At 64.7% G+C, this 19,007-nt stretch carries 18 protein-coding genes; 14 read left to right on the forward strand and 4 right to left on the reverse strand.

Annotated elements, in window-relative coordinates; translation table 11 throughout:
• Positions 1 to 83 precede the first annotated feature (83 nt).
• The 5 genes from ACYCVF_RS09510 (at position 84) to ACYCVF_RS09530 (ending at position 6,565) form a co-directional block, all read left to right on the forward strand.
• Positions 84 to 2,351, forward strand: coding sequence for an acyl-CoA dehydrogenase (locus tag ACYCVF_RS09510; protein ID WP_459601936.1), 2,268 nt, complete (start codon positions 84 to 86; stop codon positions 2,349 to 2,351).
• Positions 2,351 to 3,634 (forward strand): acetyl-CoA C-acetyltransferase, encoded by a 1,284-nt coding sequence (locus ACYCVF_RS09515; RefSeq protein WP_459601938.1) that lies wholly within the window; start codon positions 2,351 to 2,353, stop codon positions 3,632 to 3,634. Before ACYCVF_RS09510 ends, ACYCVF_RS09515 begins: the two co-directional genes overlap by 1 nt.
• Before the next feature lie 2 nt (positions 3,635 to 3,636).
• Positions 3,637 to 5,733 (forward strand): 3-hydroxyacyl-CoA dehydrogenase NAD-binding domain-containing protein, encoded by a 2,097-nt coding sequence (locus ACYCVF_RS09520; protein ID WP_459601940.1) that lies wholly within the window; start codon positions 3,637 to 3,639, stop codon positions 5,731 to 5,733.
• Positions 5,734 to 5,740: 7 nt separating this feature from the next.
• Positions 5,741 to 6,151: an acyl-CoA thioesterase gene (locus ACYCVF_RS09525; protein WP_459601942.1), complete on the forward strand. Its 411-nt coding sequence runs from the start codon at positions 5,741 to 5,743 to the stop codon at positions 6,149 to 6,151.
• A gap of 222 nt (positions 6,152 to 6,373) precedes the next feature.
• Positions 6,374 to 6,565, forward strand: coding sequence for a hypothetical protein (locus tag ACYCVF_RS09530; RefSeq protein WP_024341426.1), 192 nt, complete (start codon positions 6,374 to 6,376; stop codon positions 6,563 to 6,565).
• A 202-nt stretch (positions 6,566 to 6,767) separates the two neighbouring features.
• Here ACYCVF_RS09530 and ACYCVF_RS09535 read toward each other — a convergent pair whose 3' ends face one another.
• Positions 6,768 to 7,211 carry a nuclear transport factor 2 family protein gene (locus ACYCVF_RS09535; protein WP_459601944.1) on the reverse strand — a complete coding sequence of 148 codons (444 nt, stop codon included), beginning with the start codon at positions 7,209 to 7,211 and terminating at the stop codon, positions 6,768 to 6,770.
• A gap of 154 nt (positions 7,212 to 7,365) precedes the next feature.
• On the opposite strand from ACYCVF_RS09535, the gene ACYCVF_RS09540 reads away from it, so the two are divergent.
• Together ACYCVF_RS09540 and ACYCVF_RS09545 are read left to right on the forward strand one after the other, a co-directional pair.
• Positions 7,366 to 8,052 carry an HAD family hydrolase gene (locus ACYCVF_RS09540; protein WP_459601946.1) on the forward strand — a complete coding sequence of 229 codons (687 nt, stop codon included), beginning with the start codon at positions 7,366 to 7,368 and terminating at the stop codon, positions 8,050 to 8,052.
• A gap of 93 nt (positions 8,053 to 8,145) precedes the next feature.
• Complete coding sequence (locus ACYCVF_RS09545) at positions 8,146 to 8,991, forward strand: DeoR/GlpR family DNA-binding transcription regulator (protein WP_459602729.1); 846 nt, start codon at positions 8,146 to 8,148, stop codon at positions 8,989 to 8,991.
• 2 nt (positions 8,992 to 8,993) lie between these two features.
• Here ACYCVF_RS09545 and ACYCVF_RS09550 read toward each other — a convergent pair whose 3' ends face one another.
• Complete coding sequence (locus tag ACYCVF_RS09550) at positions 8,994 to 9,419, reverse strand: DUF4411 family protein (RefSeq protein WP_459601948.1); 426 nt, start codon at positions 9,417 to 9,419, stop codon at positions 8,994 to 8,996.
• A complete protein-coding gene (locus ACYCVF_RS09555; protein WP_459601950.1) occupies positions 9,416 to 9,697 on the reverse strand; it encodes a type II toxin-antitoxin system Phd/YefM family antitoxin in 282 nt (93 codons plus the stop codon). Before ACYCVF_RS09555 ends, ACYCVF_RS09550 begins: the two co-directional genes overlap by 4 nt.
• Positions 9,698 to 9,926: 229 nt before the next feature.
• Between ACYCVF_RS09555 and glpD the strand changes: the two genes are divergently transcribed.
• The 7 genes from glpD (at position 9,927) to ACYCVF_RS09590 (ending at position 17,656) form a co-directional block, all read left to right on the forward strand.
• Positions 9,927 to 11,477, forward strand: a complete 1,551-nt coding sequence (gene glpD, locus ACYCVF_RS09560) for a glycerol-3-phosphate dehydrogenase (RefSeq protein WP_459601952.1) — start codon at positions 9,927 to 9,929, stop codon at positions 11,475 to 11,477.
• On the forward strand, positions 11,474 to 12,565 hold the full coding sequence (locus ACYCVF_RS09565; protein WP_459601954.1) for an ABC transporter ATP-binding protein: 1,092 nt from the start codon (positions 11,474 to 11,476) through the stop codon (positions 12,563 to 12,565). The genes glpD and ACYCVF_RS09565 overlap by 4 nt, the downstream gene beginning before the upstream one ends.
• Positions 12,566 to 12,577: 12 nt before the next feature.
• Entirely contained in the window at positions 12,578 to 13,663 is a 1,086-nt protein-coding gene (locus ACYCVF_RS09570) for an ABC transporter ATP-binding protein (protein ID WP_459601956.1), read from the forward strand.
• Entirely contained in the window at positions 13,663 to 14,637 is a 975-nt protein-coding gene (locus tag ACYCVF_RS09575; protein WP_459601958.1) for a carbohydrate ABC transporter permease, read from the forward strand. The genes ACYCVF_RS09570 and ACYCVF_RS09575 overlap by 1 nt, the downstream gene beginning before the upstream one ends.
• Positions 14,637 to 15,443, forward strand: a complete 807-nt coding sequence (locus ACYCVF_RS09580) for a carbohydrate ABC transporter permease (RefSeq protein WP_459601960.1) — start codon at positions 14,637 to 14,639, stop codon at positions 15,441 to 15,443. Before ACYCVF_RS09575 ends, ACYCVF_RS09580 begins: the two co-directional genes overlap by 1 nt.
• A gap of 10 nt (positions 15,444 to 15,453) precedes the next feature.
• Positions 15,454 to 15,783 (forward strand): DUF2160 domain-containing protein, encoded by a 330-nt coding sequence (locus ACYCVF_RS09585; RefSeq protein WP_061029026.1) that lies wholly within the window; start codon positions 15,454 to 15,456, stop codon positions 15,781 to 15,783.
• Between the two features lie 130 nt (positions 15,784 to 15,913).
• Complete coding sequence (locus ACYCVF_RS09590) at positions 15,914 to 17,656, forward strand: ABC transporter substrate-binding protein (protein WP_459602731.1); 1,743 nt, start codon at positions 15,914 to 15,916, stop codon at positions 17,654 to 17,656.
• A 126-nt stretch (positions 17,657 to 17,782) separates the two neighbouring features.
• Here the strand turns inward: ACYCVF_RS09590 and ACYCVF_RS09595 are convergent, their stop codons facing one another.
• Positions 17,783 to 18,883, reverse strand: coding sequence for an alkene reductase (locus ACYCVF_RS09595; RefSeq protein WP_459601963.1), 1,101 nt, complete (start codon positions 18,881 to 18,883; stop codon positions 17,783 to 17,785).
• Positions 18,884 to 19,007: the final 124 nt, after the last annotated feature.

Consider the following 19,007-nt stretch of genomic DNA (forward strand, 5'->3'; position numbering starts at 1 on the left):
CTTTTTGCTCGCGAAGTGTTCTCTTCCGCCCGCCACTTTCCGCTAAAATGCCTGATCCCCCGCGCCGATGCATGAGGTCTGCCATGAGCTTCCGCCGCGATACCATCACAAAGCCGATCTTTTCCTGGGCGCGGGGCGTGCTGCCGACGATGTCCGACACCGAGCGCGAGGCGCTGGAAGCCGGTGACGTCTGGTGGGACGCCGATCTCTTCACGGGCAACCCTGATTGGTCGAAGCTGCTTGAGATCGCGCCGGCCAGATTGACCGACGAGGAGCAGGCCTTCCTCGACGGTCCCGTCGAGGAGCTGTGCGCCATGCTCGACGAGTGGAGGATCTTCTGGGAATGGCGCGACCTGCCGCAGGACGTCTGGCATTTCGTCAAGCGCGAGAAATTCTTCGGAATGATCATCCCGAAAGAGTTCGGCGGCCTCGGTTTCTCGCCTTACGCGCATTCGGAAGTGGTGCGCAAGATTTCGACGCGCTCGATCGCTGCGGCCGTCACCGTGATGGTGCCTAACTCGCTCGGCCCGGGCGAGCTCCTGATGCGCTTCGGCACCAGGGAGCAGCAGGAGCATTGGCTGCCGCGCCTCGCCGACGGCCGCGACATTCCCTGCTTCGGTCTCACCAGCCCTGAAGCCGGCTCCGACGCCGCCTCGATGATCGACACCGGGATCATCTGCAAGGGCGAGTTCGAGGGCCGCGAGACCGTTGGCCTCAGGCTCAACTGGCACAAGCGCTACATCACGCTTGGTCCGGTCGCGACGCTGCTGGGCCTTGCCTTCAAGGCTTACGACCCGGATCGTCTGGTCGGCGATCAAGAAGAGCTCGGCATCACCGTCGCGCTGATCCCGACCAATCTGCCCGGTGTCGAGATCGGCCAGCGCCATTTGCCGTCGATGCAGGTGTTTCAGAACGGGCCGAATTGGGGACGCGACGTCTTCATCCCGCTCGACTACGTCATCGGCGGCAAGGAGCGGCTGGGCCAGGGCTGGAAGATGCTGATGACGGCGCTTGCCGCCGGACGCGGCATCTCGCTGCCGTCGCTCTCTGCTGCGGGTGCCGCCTATGCCGCGCGCACTACCGGCGCTTACGCCCGCATTCGCGAGCAGTTCGGCATCTCCATCTCCAAGTTCGAAGGTGTCGAGGAGCCGCTCGCGCGCATCGTTGCGACCGCCTACCAGCTCGATGCGGCGCGGCGACTGACCTGCGCGGCGCTGAATGCAGGTGTTCATCCCGCCGTGATCTCCGGCATCATGAAACTGCACGCAACCGAGCGGATGCGTACCGCGATCGACGACGCCATGGATATCCACGGCGGCAAGGCCGTGATCGACGGACCGCAAAACTATCTTGGCAATCTGCACCGCGCCGTCCCGGTCGGCATCACGGTGGAGGGCGCCAACATCCTCACCCGCAATCTCATCGTGTTCGGGCAGGGCGCCATCCGGGCCCATCCCTACCTGCTCGAGGAGATGAATGCGCTCGCCGATTCGGACCGTGAGCGCGGGCTCGCCGCATTCGACAAGGCGTTCTGGAAGCATGTCGGCCATAGTTTCCGGACGCTGTTCCGCGCTCTCGGCCGCAGCTGGACCTTTGGCGCATTCGCGCCGGCGCCCGATGCGGGTGATGCGACGCCATTCTATCGCCAGCTGTCGCGCTACTCGGCGGCCTTTGCCCTATGCGCCGACTTGGCGCTGCTGACGCTCGGCGGCGCGCTCAAGCGCAAGGAGATGCTGTCGGCCCGCTTCGGCGACATCCTCTCCGAGCTGTATCTTCTCTCGGCGGCGCTGAAGCGCTGGCAGGACGAGGGCCGGCAGAAGGAGGATTATGCCGCGCTGGAATGGTGCATGGCGACGGGCTTCCGGACCATCGAGAACCGGCTTGCCGAAATCCTCGCCAATCTGCCGAACCGCTTCGTCGCAGGCTTCCTCAGGCTCGTCGTCCAGCCGTTCGGTGCGCGCGTGCTCGGCCCCTCCGACCGCGTCGTGCACGAATGCGCCGGCATCGTGCTGGAGCCCTCGGCGGCACGCGAGCGCCTCACGGCGGATCTGGCCCATGTCGATGACGACGGCGGCTTTGCCAGGCTCGAGCACGCGTTCAAGCTGGTCGCCAGCACGGACGCCATCGCCAGGCGCCTGCGCGCCGCGCATATGCGCGACTGGAAGGAGGCCGTCGCAAAAGGCGTCATCACGCAAGCCGAGGGCGAGCAACTCGCCGCGGCCCGCGAAGCCGTCACAAAAGTGATCGAGGTCGACGATTTTGCGCCGGAGGCGCTGTCGCCGATTTACAAGAAAGCCGTCAATGTGCATCAGTTCTTCCAGGAACTCGGTGAACAGAGGGCGGCGAGCTGATGGCACGACCGGTTTTCATCGTCGACGGCAGTCGGACGCCGTTTCTGAAAGCGCGTTCGGGGCCAGGTCCGTTCACGCCCGTCGATCTCGCCGTGCAATGCGGCCGGCCGCTTCTGGCGCGCCAGCCGTTTTCGCCCGACAGCTTCGATCAGGTCATCCTCGGTTGCGTCAACGTGATCGCGGATGAGATGAACCCGGCCCGTGTCGCCGCGCTCCGGCTCGGCATGGGCGAGGACATGGTCGCGTTCACGGTGCAGATCAATTGCGGCTCGGGCATGCAGTCGATCGACACCGCCTACCGATACATCCGCGAGGGGCATGCGGACATGGTCCTCGCCGGCGGCACCGAGGCGCTCAGCCACGCGCCGCTGGTCTGGCCGAATTCCGGCGTGCGCTGGTTCGCCGGTCTCGCCACCGCCAAGGGCGTCGCCGCCAAGCTCGCGGCTGCCTTCAAGTTGCGGCCCCGCGATCTCAAGCCGGTCATCGGCCTCGAGCGCGGCCTGACCGATCCCGTCACCGAGCTGAACATGGGCCAGACCGCCGAGGTCGTGGGCCATCTCTTCGGCATCACGCGCGCGCAGTCCGATGCCTATGCCGCCGAGAGCCATCGCCGGCTTGCGCATGCGCAAGGCGCCGGGTTCCTGAAGGGCGAGGTCGAGACCGCGTTCTCCCGCGACGGCAAGTTCTTCGACCATGATGACGGCGTGCGCCCGGACTCCACGGCGGAGACGCTGGCAAAGCTCCGGCCGGTGTTCGAGCGTCCCTGGGGCCAGGTCACCGCAGGCAATTCCTCGCAGATCACCGACGGCGCCTCCTGGGTGATCCTGGCCTCCGACGCCGCGGTCGCAAGACACGGGCTGACTCCGAAGGCCGTCATCGTCGACAGCAACTGGGCCGCGCTCGATCCCAGCATCATGGGGCTAGGTCCGGTGATGTCGGCGACCCCGCTGCTCCAGCGCAACGGCCTCGGCATCAAGGATGTCGAGACCTGGGAATTGAATGAGGCCTTTGCCACGCAGGTGCTCGGCTGTCTGGCCGCCTGGAATGACGACAAATTCTGCCGCGAGATTCTGGGGCTCGATGGTGCCGCCGGCGAGATCGACCGTGACAGGCTCAACGTCGACGGCGGCGCGATCTCGCTCGGCCATCCTGTCGGAACCTCCGGCAACCGTATCGTTCTGCATCTCGTCAACGCGATGAAGCGGCTCGGCACGCGTCGTGGCGTTGCCACCGAATGCATCGGTGGTGGGCTCGGCGGCGCCATGCTGATCGAGGCGGTATGACCATGGATTCCAAGATCATGACCGCCCTCGGCGATCGCGTGCTGGAGCTGGGGCCTCAACCCGCGACCGACAGTCCGTACAAGCACTTCAAGTTGACGCGCGATGCGGATGGCGTCGCCTGGCTGCTGTTCGACCGCGCCGACGCTAGCGCAAACACGCTGTCCTCCGACGTGATGGAGGAGTTCGACGCAGTGCTCGCGGCGATCGAGACCGAGCGTCCGGCCGGCGTCGTGATCCGCTCCGCCAAGCCGTCCGGCTTCATTGCCGGCGCCGACGTCAATGAATTCCGCGGCGCGTCCGATCCCGCCATGGTGGAGACGCGCATCCGCGCCGCGCATGCCGTGGTCGATCATCTGGAAGCCCTGAGGCTGCCGACGGTCGCGGTCATCCACGGCTTCTGCCTCGGCGGCGGGCTGGAGGTCGCGCTCGCCTGCCAGTCGCGTATCGCCATAGAAGGGGCGCGCTTCGGCTTCCCCGAGGTGATGCTCGGCCTGCATCCCGGCCTCGGCGGCACGGCGCGGTTCACCGCGCTGGTCAACCCGACCCAGTCGATGGCGTTGATGCTGACAGGCCGCACCATCGACGCGCGCCGCGCCAAGGCGCTCGGCCTCGTCGATACCGTGACGCAGGAACGCCACGTCCGCGGCGCGGTGAAGGATGCGCTGTTCGGCCGGCTGAAGCGGGCCGGGCCCGGTTTGCTCGCGCGCGCCGCCAATCTCGGTCTGGTGCGTGGGCTCCTTGCGAGACGCATGCGCTCAGAGGCAGCGAAAGCCGCATCCCGCGAGCATTATCCTGCGCCCTATGCGCTGATCGATCTCTGGGAGACCCATGGCGGCAGCAAGGCCGCGATGCTCCGGGCGGAGCAGGCATCCTTCTCCAGATTGATGGTGACGCCGACCGCGCAGAACCTGATCCGCGTCTTCTTCCTGCGCGAGCAGATGAAGAAGGCCGCAGGCAGCGGCAACACGATCAAGCAAGTCCATGTCATCGGCGCCGGCGCCATGGGCGGCGACATCGCCGCCTGGTGTGCGGGGCAGGGGCTGCGCGTCTCGCTCGCCGACATGAAGGCGGAGCCGATCGCGAGCGCGGTCAAGCGCGCAGCCGAGCTCTACGGCAAGATCATCCGCAAGCCGACGGAGGTGCGTGACGCGCTCGACCGCCTCATCCCCGACATGGACGGGGAGGGCGTCCGCAACGCCGACCTCATCATCGAGGCTGTGCCGGAGAAGCTCGAGCTCAAGCAGAAGGTCTATACCGGCCTCGAGCCGCGGATGAAGCCCGGCGCGATCCTTGCGACCAACACGTCGAGCATTCCGCTTCAGGACCTGCGCACCACTCTGGCTCGTCCGGAGCGGCTTGTCGGCCTGCATTTCTTCAATCCGGTGTCGCGGTTGCAGTTGGTCGAGGTCGTCAGCCATGACGGCAACGACCCGCAAGTGCTGAAAGACGCGCTCGGCTTTGTCGGCGCGATCGACCGACTGCCGTTATCGGTGAAGAGCTCGCCCGGCTTCCTCGTCAATCGCGCGTTGACGCCGTACATGCTGGAAGCGATGGTGATGCTGGACGAGAACATCGACCAGCGCCTGATTGACGCCGCCGCCGAGCAGTTCGGCATGCCGATGGGGCCGATCGAGCTCGCCGACCAGGTCGGCCTCGACATCTGCCTCGACGTCGGCGACATGCTGCGCACCAAGTTCGGTGACCTCCTGCCACCCACACCCGCATGGTTACGCGAAAAGGTCGCCAAGGGCGAGCTTGGCCGCAAGACCGGCAAGGGCTTCTACACCTGGAAGAACGGCAAGGCGGAGAAGGCGCCGCTTCCCGAAACAGGCCCGCGCGTCAACGACCAGATGATCGACCGCCTGGTGCTGCCGATGTCCAACGTCTGCATCGCGGCGTTACGCGAAGGCATCGTCGAAGATGCCGATGCGGTCGATGGCGCCATGATCTTCGGCACCGGCTACGCGCCGTTCCGCGGCGGCCCGCTGAATTATGCGCGCATGCGCGGCGTGAATGACGTGATCTCGACGCTGCGGGCGCTGGCCGAGCGATTCGGCGAGCGCTTTGCGCCTGATCCGGGCTGGGACAATTTCAAGTGAGAGCGATATGAGCGAACAAGCTACGACCGGGCCGAGCGGGGATCTCTGCATCCGCACGCTGGCGATGCCGGCCGACACGAACGCCAACGGCGACATCTTCGGCGGTTGGCTCCTGAGCCAGATGGACGTCGGCGGCGGCGTGTTCGCCTCGAAGGCTGCGGGGTCGCGCACCGTGACGGTCGCGATCGAGGCCATGAATTTTCGCAAAGCGGTCTATGTCGGCGATCTCGTCTCGGTCTACGCCAATCTCGTGCGCGTCGGGCGTACCTCGCTGACGGTGCATCTCGAGGCCTGGGCATTGCGGCGCAAGGAGCTTCATCCGTTCCTCGTCACCGACGGCAATTTCACCTACGTCTCGATCGACGACCACGGCCGTCCGCAGGTGATCCAGCGAAACGATCCACCGATCGCGACGTAATCGCGCGCGACGCTCTGCCTCATCTTGCGAGGCGCGGCAAAAGCCGCAACCGCGGCGCGGGTGAGTCATCCTCGTCGCGGCTTTGCCAAGAACCAGTCATAAAACGGATGAGGTCCCGGCGTACTCAATTGCGTGTCGATTCGGGGTGGAAACGGCCTCAAATGCCTGGGAACCTTTGGGTACGAGTGCCGTTATTTGCCCGCACTGAGGGATCCACGGACCATGCCGGACAGCTACATCATCGAAGTCAATTCGCAGACCGCAGGTATCGTCGTTCGCTCTCAAGGAGGCTACTGCTTCTTCGCCTCGTCCCACCGCTTCAACCGTCTCGAAGGCCAGCTCTTCCGCAACGCCCGCGAAGCCGAACGCGCCGCGCGCAAGCTGGTTAACGGCGACGTGAAGGAAGCGGCGTAGTCGTCCAAGGCGAGTTGCGCGGTCGGAATTTTTTGCCGACCGCACCGCTGCCGTTCCCCTCTCTTGCGGAGAAGGTGGCGTGACGCCGGATGAGGGGTTCTGTCGACGCTTTCAAAGCTAGAGTGTCCTTCGACCCTCACCCGTCTCGCCGCTTGCGCGGCGACCCATCTTCTCCCGCAGGTAGGGTAGGTAGCAATTGTGATCACAACTTCGTCGCAGCCCGCGACAGCAGCTTCCATTCGTCGCCCTGCTTCTGCCAGTTCATCAGGATGTGAAGGTTGGTCGATACTTTTTTCCCGTCGGCCGCCATCTCCTGCTCGCCCAACCAGTGGAAACGCACGATCGCTGCAGGTCCGACGACCTTGATGGTGGGGTCTTTGTATTCGATCGACAGGAATTTCGATTTGCCGTCGGTGGCGTTGGCGATGAAGGTTGCCTTGTCCTCGACCTTGCCGCTGGAATGGCTGTAGCTGAGATCGTCCCAGCACAGCGCAGCGAGTGCTTTCGGATCAGCCGCGATCTGGGCAAGGCGGAAGGCCTCGACCTTCTTCGCCACGGCTTCCTCGTCCGCCGAAGCGGCGAGCGCCGGCGTGGCGAACGCAAGCGCGGAGACAGCGAGAGCCAGATCGCGTCGGTTGATCGTCATCGTTTCCTCCTTTTTGATCTTGCGCCGAGTGTTGCAGCCGCGCGTGACTTTGTCGAGTGTCGCATTGTCGTCATGCGGATGCGTGATTGCGCGATCGAGGCTGTATTGATACGTCTCGCGCATCGATGCGTCGCGCATTTGGGAAAGTACGGACATGATCGAGGCCAGCTACGATGCGATGGGCAGGGCGTTGTTGTTCGACATCGACGGCACGCTCGCCGACACCGATCCGCTGCACTTGAAGGCTTTCAACCAGGTGCTCGGCCCTCGCGGCCACGTCTTCGATCACGCCCGCTTCTCCAGGGAGCTGCAAGGTTTCGCCAATGTCGCGATCGGCGAGCGCTTTCTGCCCGACGAGGCGCCGGAACGGCGCGCCCTGATCCTCGATGAGAAGGAGGAGGTGTTCCGCACGCTCGTGGCCGGACAGATCGCACCGCTGCCGGGCCTGATGGCGCTGCTCGACCGGGCGGACAACGCCGGCATCCCCATGGTCGCCGTGACCAATGCGCCGCGCCTCAACGCCGAGCTGCTGCTGTCCGGTCTCGGCATCACGCATCGCTTCAAGGCGCTCGTGATCGGCGCCGAGCTGCCGCACGGCAAGCCGCATCCGCTGCCTTATCAGGAAGGGCTGCGCTTCGTCGGCGCGAGGCCGGAAACGTCGATCGCATTCGAGGATTCCCGCACCGGCGTGCAATCCGCCGCGGCGGCCGGAATTCCAACCGTCGGCATCCGGACCAGCCTCAGCCATGCCGATCTGGTTGCCGCCGGCGCGGTCACTTCTGCCGGCGCCTTCGACGATCCGGCGCTGCTCGCGCGCCTTGCGAACGCCATGGCGTGGTGAGGGCCCCTCATCCATGAACCATGATCAGCGCACGCATTGACCGAAGGCGCGAACCGCCGCACCATGCATCATCCTGATTTTGAGGCCGTTGCCGTGACCGGACTGACCCACCGCCAAGCCGAAATCCTCAACATCGCGCGCGCTTCGGGCCGCGTCATGGTCGAGGAGCTCGCGCGCCGCTTCGAAGTCTCGGCGCAGACCATCCGCAAGGATCTCAACGACCTCTGCGAGCGGAGATCGCTGACCCGCATCCACGGGGGTGCCATCATCGCCTCTGGCGTCGAAAACCTCGCCTATGAGGCGCGCCGCTTCGTTGCCGCGGACGAGAAGAAGGCCATCGGCGCGGCGGCCGCCTCGCTGATCCCGAATGGCTGCTCGCTCTTCATCAACATCGGCACCACGACGGAGGAGGTCGCGAGCGCACTGACCTCGCACGAGGACCTGCTCGTCATCACCAACAATCTCAACGTCGCCATGCTGCTCTATCGCCATCCCCGCATCGAGGTGGTGGTGGCCGGCGGCACGGTGCGGCGCGCCGACGGCGCGGTGGTCGGCTCGACCGCGACGCAGCTGATCGGCCAGTTCAAGGTCGACTATGCCATCATCGGCGCGTCCGCAATCGACGAGGAGGGGGCTTTGCTCGACTTCGACTATCGCGAGGTGCAGGTGGCGCAGGCTATCATTGCCAATGCGCGTAGCGTCATGCTGGTCGCCGATTCCACAAAACTCCGGCGCAGCGCGCCGGTGCGGATCGCTCACATCACCCAGATCCAGACCTTCGTGACCGACCAGGAATTGCCGGAGCGCCTCGCCACCATCTGCCACGGCAAGGGCATCGAAGTGGTGGAAGCGATGAAGGGGGCGGGGGATATGGATGAGGCTCGGGCTGAGACGCAAGATGCAGCGCCCGAAGCCGCGCCGGTGGTTCGGCTGAGATAGGATTACGGGTCCCCCCACGGGTTGATCAGTGTCACGCCGAATGCCGCAAAATCCTTCACGTTCCGCGTGACGAGCGTGAGGTTGTTTGCGAGCGCGGTTGCCGCAAAGAATCCATCCATGACGGACAGCGCGACGCCGCTCCTGCGGCTCTGAGCCATCAGGTCGCCCCAGCGCTCGGCCACCGCGTGGTCGATCGGCAGGATGCGCTCGGCAAAACGCTCCGGCAGATCCTGGGTGAGCCAGGCGGCGAGTGCTGCGCGCCGACGGCCGTCCTCCAGCAATGCGATGTCGCGGCGAAGCTCGGCTATCGAGGCCACGCTGATGAACGCACGATCCTCGTCGATCGTATCGAGCCACGCCAAGACTTTCGGCGAGGGCGCCGGCCGCCGAACCTCGGACAGTACATTGGTGTCGAGCAGCAGGTTCACGGCATCTCGTGGCGCGGTGCGTCGTGCACGCGTTCGAGTCCGAGGTCGGCGCCGCGTAGCGGCGAAGCCAGCAGGAATTCGGCCAGGGTGCCTTTGCGGGCGGTCTTGCGCGCCCATTCCTCGGCGGAAACGATGACGGCATTGGGCTTGCCGTGGCGGGTAATGATTTGGGGGGCGCTTTGGGCACGATCGATCACCTCGGACAGCCGTGCCTTGGCGTTGGCAAGCGTCCACGTGTCGATCGGCGGCGCGTCGGGTGTCGTGCTGTGGTCGGTCATGACGGATAGAACCAGTTTGACTACTGTGACTATATTTTCCCTGGATGGCGATTCAAGAGAGATGTTGCTTCTCGAATGGCCGTCGAGCTGCTCATTCCTTGGCCGGTTGCCACATGAATTGTTCCAGCTTTCACTTCCTTCCTCTTCTCTTTCATCTTGCTTTCGTTTCTTCCTGTGATCTAATCAGAAACGAAAGTAGCTGCTCGAAGGAACGAGCGGTCGCTAGGGGATGCGTCTGTTGGAGCGGATTTTCGACCTCGCCATCATTGGAGGCGGCGTTAACGGCTGCGGCATCGCGCGCGATGCGGTGGGCCGCGGCAACAGTGTTTTCCTGTGCGAAATGAACGATCTGGCGAGCGGGACGTCGTCCTGGTCGACCAAGCTGGTGCATGGCGGCCTGCGCTATCTCGAATATTACGAGTTTCGCCTCGTCCGCGAGGCGCTGATCGAGCGCGAGATCCTCTGGGGCATCGCGCCCCACATCATCCGCCCCTTGCGTTTCGTCCTGCCGCATCACGCCGGACTGCGCCCCGCCTGGTTGCTGCGCTTGGGCCTCTTCCTCTATGACCACATTGGCGGCCGCCACCTGCTGCCTGCGACCCGTTCGATCGATCTCAGGCGCGACGAGGTCGGCAAGCCGCTGATCCCGAATCGCTATGCCCGCGCGTTCGAATATTCCGACTGTTTCGTCGACGACGCCCGCCTCGTCGTGCTCAACGCGCGCGATGCCGCCGACAAGGGCGCCGAGATCCGCACCCGCACCCGCGCCACCGAGATTCGCCAGTCTGGCGGCCTCTGGACCGTCGGCATGATCAATACGCTGACCGGCGCGCGCTCGCAGATCCAGGCGCGCGCGCTGGTCAATGCCGGCGGTCCCTGGGTCGAGGACGTGCTCGGCCGCGGCGCTGGCGTCAATGCGAAGGCAAAAGTCCGCCTGGTGCAGGGCTCGCACATCGTGGTGAAGAAACTCTACGACCACGACCGCGCCTATATGTTCCAGAATGCCGACGGCCGCATCATCTTCGTGATCCCGTACCAGGACGATTTCACGCTGATCGGCACGACGGACCGCGACTACGACGGCGACCCCGCCAAGGTGAAGGCGACGACGGAGGAGATCGAGTATCTCTGCACGGCGGCGAGCGAATACCTGGCGAAGCCGGTGACGCCCAATGAGGTGGTCTGGACCTATTCCGGCGTGCGCCCGCTCTATGACGACGGCGCCAGCGAGGCCAAGGCCGCAACGCGCGACTACGTGTTCGAGCTCGACACGCCCGGCGGCGTGCCGCTGCTGTCGATCTATGGCGGCAAGATCACGACCTATCGGAGGCTCGCCGAAGAGGCCCTGGAACGCCTTGCGCCCTATCTTCGCAGTGCGAAAGCGCGCGAGGGCTGGACGGGAAAATGGCCGCTGCCCGGCGGCGACATGGATGTGTCCGACATTGATGGCCTGATCGCCGAGCTCCAGCGCGGCTATCCATTCCTCGGCCATGAGCATGCAAGGCGGCTCGCGCGCGCCTATGGCACTCGGGCCATCAAGCTGCTGGGCGACGCCAAATCAATGGCCGATCTCGGCCAGGCCTTCGGTGCGACGCTGACCGAGCGCGAGGTCCGCTACCTCATGGCCAATGAATGGGCGGTCACCGCCGAGGACGTGGTCTGGCGCCGTTCCAAGCTCGGCCTGCGACTATCTGCCGACGAGATTGCGGCGCTCGACGACTGGATCAGGACCCATGCCGTGCCGCAAAGTCCCCTGCTGGAAGCGGGAGGACGCTCATGACCGTGACACTCGAACACGTGACCCGGACCGTCGACGGTGTCGAGCACATCCGCGACGTCTCCCTGACCCTCGAGAGCGGCACGCTCAACGTCCTGCTCGGACCGACGCTGTCGGGCAAGACCTCGATCATGCGGCTGCTCGCGGGTCTCGACAAGCCGACCACGGGCAAGGTGCTGGTCAATGGCAAGGACGTCACCGGCGTCGACGTGCGCCAGCGCTCGGTCGCCATGGTCTATCAGCAGTTCATCAACTACCCCTCGCTTACGGTCTACGAGAACATCGCCTCGCCCCTGCGCGTGCAGGGCAAGCCGCGCGATGAGATCGAGGCGCGGGTGGCGGAGGCCGCAAGGCTCCTGCGGCTCGAGCCGTTCCTGAAACGCACGCCGCTCCAGCTCTCCGGCGGCCAGCAGCAGCGCACCGCGATGGCGCGCGCGCTGGTCAAGGGCGCCGATCTCGTGCTGCTCGACGAGCCGCTCGCCAATCTCGACTACAAGCTCCGCGAAGAGTTGCGCACCGAGCTGCCGCGCATCTTCGAGGCCTCCGGGGCGATCTTCGTTTATGCCACAACCGAGCCGACCGAAGCGCTGTTGCTCGGCGGCAATACGGTCTGCATGTGGGAGGGGCAGTCGCTCCAGATCGGCGAGACGCCGAACGTCTACCGCCGTCCGCAGACATTGCGTGTCGCGCAGGTGTTCTCCGATCCGCCGCTCAATCTGGTCGGCATCGAGAAGAAGAGCGGCGCCGTGCAATATGCGGGAGGCATCGCCGCGCCGGCATCCGGCCTCTATTCCTCTCTCGCCGACGGCACCTATCGGGTCGGCTTTCGCGCGCATCAGCTTGCGCTCGCCAACGGCGAGGCCGACCGCCATGCCTTCCATGCCACAGTGACGGTGACGGAGATCACCGGTTCGGAGAGTTTCGTGCATTTGACCCGCGACGGATCGAACTGGGTTGCGGTGCTGCATGGGGTGCATGAATTCGAGCCCGGCCAGACGCTGGATGCCGTGCTCGATCCCAACGACGTCTTCGTGTTCGACGCGGCCGACCGTCTGGTCGCTGCACCCGAACACGTGACGGAAAAGATGTGAGGCAGATGCGCCATGGCTCGCATTGACCTCGTCGATCTCGCCCACTCCTACGGCGGCAATGACGCGCCGCAGGACAGCTTTGCGCTGAAGCCGGTGACCATGACCTGGCGGCAGGGCGGCGCCTATGCGTTGCTCGGTCCCTCAGGCTGCGGCAAGACCACGCTGCTCAACGTCATCTCCGGCATCATCACGCCGTCACGCGGGAAAATCCTGTTCGACGGCAAAGACATCACGCCGCTGTCAACCCAGAAGCGGAATATCGCCCAGGTGTTCCAGTTTCCGGTGATCTACGACACCATGACGGTGGGGCAGAACCTGGCGTTTCCGCTGAAGAATCGCGGCGTACCGAAGGCCGAGATCGACAAGCGCGTCGCCGAGATCGGCCGTCTGCTCGACCTCGAATCCTATCTGAACCGCAAGGCCACGCGCCTCACCGCCGACGCCAAGCAGAAGATCTCGCTCGGCCGCGGCCTCGTCCGCTCCGACGTCGCCGCCGTGCTGTTCGACGAGCCGCTGACGGTGATCGATCCCGAGCTGAAATGGCAGCTCCGCTCCAAGCTGAAGGCGCTGCACCGTGAGCTCGATCTCACGATGATCTACGTCACCCACGACCAGACCGAGGCGCTGACCTTCGCCGACACCGTCGTCGTCATGCACGACGGCCGCGTCGTGCAGAGCGGCACGCCGGCCGAACTGTTCGACAGGCCGGCGCACACCTTCGTCGGCTATTTCATCGGCTCGCCCGGCATGAACATCCTGCCGGCGGAGGTGCGGGGGCGCGAGGCCAAGATCGGCGGCCACGTCATCGCGCTCGATCGCAGCTACGACAGTCTGCCTTCGGGCGCCAAGATCGAGATCGGCGTCCGTCCCGAATTCGTGGAGGTCGTTGCGCCCGCGCCCGGCCTGCTCACCGCGAAGATCGAGCGCATCGACGATCTCGGCCGCATCCGCTTTGCGCGCGTGCGCGTCGGCGACGCGAAGCTGGCCGCGCGCGCGCCGGCGGGCTTCACAAGCGCGGACGGCACTGCCGGCTTGAAATTCGATCCGTCGCACGTGCACGTCTATGCCGACAGCCTTCTGGTGGAGGGAGCCGCCTGATGGACAAGACCGTCAACCAAAAAGCCTGGTTCCTGGTGCTGCCGGTGTTCCTGGTCGTCGCCTTCTCGGCGGTGCTGCCGCTGATGACGGTGGTGAACTATTCGATGCAGGACACCTTCGGCAACAACCAGTTCTTCTGGAACGGCGTCGGCTGGTTCAAGGAACTGCTCGATCCCTCCACCGATCTCGGCGGCCGCTTCCTCGCTTCGCTCGGACGCAATCTGTTCTTCTCGCTGGTGATCCTCGCCATCGAGGTGCCGCTCGGCATCGTCGTCGCACTGTCGATGCCGCGCGAGGGTTGGACGGTTGCCGCCTGCCTCGTGATTCTCGCGCTGCCGCTCCTGATTCCGTGGAACGTGGTCGGCACGATCTGGCAGATCTTCGGCCGGCCCGACATCGGTCTGCTCGGCTATGTCCTCAACGCGATGGGCTTCGATTACAACTACGTCTCCAACGACATCGATGCCTGGGTCACCGTCATCGTGATGGACGTCTGGCACTGGACCAGCCTCGTTGCGTTGCTCTGTTACGCCGGCCTGAAGTCGATTCCTGAGGCCTATTACCAGGCCGCGCAGATCGACGGCGCCTCGCGCTGGGCCGTGTTCAAGGCGATCCAGCTGCCGAAGATGAACCGCGTGTTGCTGATTGCGGTGCTGCTGCGCTTCATGGACAGTTTCATGATCTACACCGAGCCCTTCGTCGTCACCGGCGGCGGACCCGGCAATTCGACGACCTTCGTATCGATCGAGCTCGTCAAGATCGCGCTCGGCCAGTTCGACCTCGGCAAGGCCGCCGCGCTGTCTCTCGTCTACAATCTCATCATCCTGATCGTGTGCTGGATCTTCTACACCGTCATGACCAATGCCGGCGTCGAACGCAAAGTCCAGGCGGCGAGCGAGCCGGCGGTCGCGCCTAAGCCTTCGCCCGGGCTCAAGCCCGTGCCCGCGCTCAAGCCAAAGGAAGGAGTGGCCTGATGCATTCGATCCCCGGCCGCCGCCTCATCATGGGGCTGTTCCTGGTCTTCCTGCTGCTGCCGATCTACTGGCTCGTCAACATGAGCTTCAAGACCAACAGCGAGATCGTCTCGACGATGACGCTGTGGCCGCACACCCCGACGCTCCAGCACTACAAACGCATCTTCACCGACGAGAGCTGGTATTCCGGCTACATCAACTCGCTGACATACGTCGTCCTCAACACCGTCATCTCGATCTCGGTCGCCCTGCCTGCGGCCTACGCGTTCTCGCGCTATCGCTTCCTCGGCGACAAGCACCTGTTCTTCTGGCTGCTGTCGAACCGCATGGCGCCGGCCGCGGTCTATGCGCTGCCGTTCTTCAACCTCTATTCGGCGATCGGCCTGTTCGATACGCCGTGGGCGGTCGCGCTGGCGCACTGTATCTTCAACGTGCCGCTCGCGGTGTGGATCCTCGAAGGCTTCGTCTCCGGCGTGCCGCGCGAGATCGACGAGACCGCATTCCTCGACGGCTATTCCTTCCCGCGCTTCTTCATCAAGATCCTGGTGCCGCTGATCGCGAGCGGCATCGGCGTCGCCGCCTTCTTCTGCTTCATGTTCTCCTGGGTCGAGCTGCTCCTCGCGCGCACGCTGACCTCGGTGTCGGCCAAGCCGATCGCCGCGATCATGACGCGCACGGTATCGGCCGCCGGCATGGACTGGGGTCTGCTCGCCGCCGCCGGTGTGCTCACCATCATTCCGGGCGCGCTGGTGATCTGGTTCGTCCGCAATTACATCGCGCGCGGTTTCGCGCTCGGCCGCGTGTAAGGAGGCAACCATGGAGTCTATCGCATGGATGGCCTGGACGCTGCCGACCGCGATCTTCTTCGTCGCGCTCGCCTGCACCCTGGCCGTGATGACCTGGCTCGCCGCGGTCTATCCCGAGGCCGAGCGCGTCGGCGTGCTGCGCATCCCGACCACGCGCGGCGACCGCCTGTTCATCTCGCTGATTGCGGCCGCCGTCATCCACCTCGCATGGATCGGTCTCGTCGGCACCGACCCTCTCGCCACGCTGCCGATCGGAGAGGAAGGGTTTGAGATCTCGAGCCTGTGGCTCGCAAGTGGAATTTCGCTGGTCACGGCCGCGCTCATCTTCCGCACGGTCTGAAACTCGCGAAGGGACGGCCAGATCCGGGACCAACCCGGGCCTGTATAAAAGTTTGTCGCTGCAACGGAGGAACAACATGCGACAGTTTAGGAGAAGGAAAGGTCCATTGACCAAGAATAGCTTTTTGACCATGTCCAGCGCCGCCGCGCTCGTTGCGGTGTCGCTCGCCGTCTCGGCGCCGGTCCGCGCCGCCGACGACGCCGTGATCCAGAAATGGATCGCGGAATTCCAGCCCTCGACCTTGTCGAAGGAGGACCAGAAGAAGGAGCTGGAGTGGTTCGCAAAGGCCGCCGAGCCCTTCAAGGGCATGGAGATCAACGTCGTCTCCGAGACCATCACGACCCACGAATACGAAGCGCAGACGCTGGCGAAGGCGTTCTCCGAACTCACCGGCATCAAGCTCAAGCACGACCTCATTCAGGAAGGTGACGTCGTCGAGAAGCTCCAGACCCAGATGCAGTCCGGCAAGAACGTTTATGACGGCTGGATCAACGACTCCGACCTGATCGGCACCCATTTCCGCTACGGTCAGACCATCGCGCTGTCGGACTACATGGCCGGCGAGGGCAAGGACGTCACCGATCCGATGCTCGACGTCAACGACTTCATCGGCAAGTCCTTCGGCACCGGGCCGGACGGCAAGCTCTATCAGCTGCCCGACCAGCAGTTCGCCAACCTCTACTGGTTCCGCTACGACTGGTTCACCAACCCGGACTACAAGGCCAAGTTCAAGGCCAAATACGGCTACGAGCTCGGCGTGCCCGTGAACTGGTCCGCCTATGAGGACATCGCCGAGTTCTTCACTAACGACATCAAGGAGATCAACGGCGTCAAGGTCTACGGCCATATGGACTATGGCAAGAAAGACCCCTCGCTCGGATGGCGCTTCACCGACGCCTGGCTGTCGATGGCCGGCAACGGCGACAAGGGCATTCCGAACGGTCTGCCGGTCGACGAGTGGGGCATCCGCATGGAGGGCTGCCGTCCGGTGGGCTCTTCCGTGGAGCGTGGTGGCGACACCAACGGACCGGCGGCGGTCTACTCGATCACCAAATATCTCGAGTGGATGAAGAAGTACGCGCCTCCGCAGGCCCAGGGCATGACCTTCTCCGAGTCCGGTCCCGTGCCGGCTCAGGGCAACATCGCCCAGCAGATGTTCTGGTACACCGCCTTCACCGCCGACATGGTGAAGCCGGGCATCGCCGTGATGAACGCGGACGGTACCCCAAAATGGCGTATGGCTCCGTCACCGCACGGTGCGTACTGGAAGGAAGGCATGAAGCTCGGCTACCAGGACGCCGGTTCGCTCACGCTGCTGAAGTCGACCCCGCCGGATCGCCGCAAGGCGGCCTGGCTTTATCTCCAGTTCATCGTCTCCAAGTCGGTGAGCTTGAAGAAGAGCCATGTCGGTCTCACCTTCGTCCGTGAATCCGACATCTGGGACAAGTCGTTCACCGAGCGTGCGCCGAAGCTCGGCGGCCTGATCGAGTTCTACCGCTCGCCCGCGCGCGTGCAGTGGACCCCGACCGGCAACAACGTGCCCGACTATCCGAAGCTCGCGCAGCTGTGGTGGCAGAACATCGGCGATGCGTCGTCCGGTGCGAAGACCCCGCAGCAGGCGATGGACGCGCTGGCCGCCGCTCAGGACTCCGTGATGGAGCGCCTGGAGAAGTCCGGCGTGCAGGGCGCCTGCGGTCCGAAGCTCCACAAGAAGGAGAAGCCGGAGTACTGGTTCGCCAAGGCGGAGAAGGACGGCACCGTCGCGCCCCAGCGCAAGCTCGCCAACGAGAAGCCGAAGGGCGAAACGGTCGACTACGACACGCTGATCAAGTCGTGGCCGGCGAGCCCGCCCAAGCGCGCGGAAGCGAAGTAAGCGGCGCAGAGCGCATCAAGCGAACGAAAGGCCGGGAGCGATCCCGGCCTTTTTCTCTTTCGAACAGCAACCTGCTACGACAGTTTTGTCGCGGGCTCCTCACAATGACGGAGGAGCGAGCGGAGATCACTCCGCCGGCTCGGCCGCAAGCGTCGGATAGTCGGTATACCCTTTGGCGCCGCCGCCATAGAACGTCGTCTTGTCCCAGTCGTTCAGCGCCGCGCCCTGCTTCAGCCGCTCGACAAGGTCGGGGTTGGAGATGAAAGGCTTGCCGAAGGCGATAAGATCGGCCGCGTTCGCGTCCAGCACCTTGGTGGCGAGATCGAAATCATAGCCGTTGTTGGCGACGTAGGCGCCGGTGAAACGCTTGCGCAGGGACGAATAGTCGAACGGCGCGAAGTCGCGCGGCCCGCCGGTGGCCCCCTCCACGACGTGAAGATAGACCAGCTTGAGCGCGCTGAGACCGTCGACGATGTGATCGAACAGCGGCTGCGGGTTGCTGTCCGCGACGTCGTTGGCCGGCGTCACCGGCGAGATGCGGATGCCGGTGCGATCGGCGCCTGCCTCGGCCGCAACGGCTTTGGAGACTTCCAGCATCAGCCGGGCGCGGTTCTCGATGGAGCCGCCATAGGCATCGGTGCGCTTGTTGGCGCCGTCCTTGGCGAACTGGTCGAGCAGATAGCCGTTGGCGCCGTGGATTTCGACGCCGTCGAAGCCGGCCTCCAGCGCGTTCTTCGCCGCGCGCTTGAAGTCGTCGATGATCCCTGGAATTTCGGAGAGTTCGAGCGCGCGCGGCTCGGAGACGTCGGCAAAACCGCCATTCACAAACGTCTTGCCTTTGGCGCGGATCGCGCTCGGCGCCACAGGGGCTGCGCCATTCGCCTGGAGGTCGACATGCGAGATGCGGCCGACATGCCAGAGCTGGATGAAGATCTTGCCGCCGCGTTCATGCACGCGATCGGTGACCTTGCGCCAGCCGGCGACCTGGTCCTTGGTATAGATGCCGGGCGTGTCCTGATAGCCTTGGCCCTGCTGCGAGACCTGGCTCGCTTCGGTGATCAGGAGCCCCGCGGAGGCCCGCTGCCCGTAGTAATCGGCCGCAAGCGGGCTCGGCACGAACGTGCCGGGCACGGCACGGTTGCGCGTCAGCGGCGCCATCACCAGACGGTTGGCAAGCGTGATGGGGCCGAGCTTGTAGGTCTCGAACAATTTGGTCGAACGGCTCATGGGAAATGCTTCCAGGCGGTGAGAGGTCCCGAACACTTGTGCATCGCGGCATCAGGCGCAAGGGAAGAGCCATACGGAAAGTGCAGGTGAGCTGCGCGACGAGGCCGCCGTAGCATAATTCATG

The sequence above is a fragment of the Bradyrhizobium cedriense genome (genome assembly GCF_054602315.1).